This window comes from Azospira sp. I13, assembly GCF_003112695.1.
Classification (GTDB): domain Bacteria; phylum Pseudomonadota; class Gammaproteobacteria; order Burkholderiales; family Rhodocyclaceae; genus Azospira.
The window spans coordinates 1-402 of record NZ_BFBP01000008.1; the positions used below are offsets into that span (position 1 = coordinate 1).

Sequence of the window (402 nt, forward strand, 5' to 3'; positions counted from 1 at the left end):
GGGCGTTGCCGGTCCCGGTGAAGGCGGCTACGCCGGTGTAGCTGAGGTTCTCAACGTTGTCGCCCAGGGTGTAGCTGGTGAGGCTGGTCTTGATGTGGTCGATGCCGCCTTTGTCGAGTTCGGTGACCACGTCGCCTACGGCATCGACCCAGTAGGTGTCGTTGCCGGCGCCGCCATCCAGGGTGTCGTCGCCGCTGCCGCCGTCCAGGAGGTCGTCTCCAGCGCCACCCAGGAGGGTGTCGTTGCCGCCACCACCGTGCAGTTCGTCGTTGCCCAGGCCGCCTTTGAGGAGGTTGGCGCGGGCACCGCCGGTGGCAATGTCGTTGCCGGCGTCGCCTTCAAAGCTGGTGGGGGTGTCCAGGACGTCGTCGTCCAGGTAGGTGTCGGCGAAGGGGCTGCCGG

1 protein-coding gene is annotated in these 402 nt (G+C 67.7%); it reads right to left on the reverse strand.

All coding sequences use genetic code 11. The features are described from left to right. The coding region (locus AZSI13_RS07980) for a calcium-binding protein (protein WP_268807517.1) at positions 1-402 on the reverse strand (402 nt) is incomplete at both ends.